Source organism: Capnocytophaga sp. oral taxon 332 str. F0381 (assembly GCF_000318275.2).
GTDB classification, from domain to species: domain Bacteria; phylum Bacteroidota; class Bacteroidia; order Flavobacteriales; family Flavobacteriaceae; genus Capnocytophaga; species Capnocytophaga bilenii.
This window is the reverse complement of record NZ_KB291272.1, coordinates 2,891-3,398: the sequence shown is the minus strand read 5'-3', so window position 1 is coordinate 3,398 and position 508 is coordinate 2,891. Positions and strand designations below refer to the sequence as shown.

The window sequence follows — 508 nt, the reverse complement described above, 5'->3', positions numbered from 1 at the left end:
AGATTAGAGACAATCTTTTGATAGATAAAATATCGATGGATTGGTTTCTTTTAAAAATCAATAAAATAGATACTATTTCAGGGGTAGTAAACATACATATAGGGGAAGAGTCTCAGTATGAGGATGACCCAAAATTATATGAGTGGGGTAACATATACAGCAATAGATATACTTATCATATCAAAAGAAAAGATAAATATTTTTCTATAACAAATGATGTAATAGAAGATGACCCAGATGTTTATATTGAAAAAGAAAAAGTAAAAGATTCAGGATTAAAGTATTACACCTATGAAGATCAAGTGGATTAAAAAGAAGATTCAGAAACACAAAATTATTACATAAAAGTAGAAGCCTACGCAGGCAAGAAAGAAACGAATACTTTTGAACTTAGCTTTGAAAGTATGCAATTTGAAGTGGGCAACAGCCCTGTAAAAATAGGTGATAGTAAAAGGAAAGAAGAGGAAAAGAAAATTGAAGCTGATAAAGAGTTCTTACCTTTGTTACA

1 protein-coding gene is annotated in these 508 nt (G+C 29.7%); it reads left to right on the top strand.

Annotated elements, in window-relative coordinates:
• On the top strand, positions 1-311 hold a 311-nt coding region (locus tag HMPREF9075_RS02845), incomplete at its 5' end, for a hypothetical protein (protein WP_009414969.1).
• Positions 312-508: the final 197 nt, after the last annotated feature.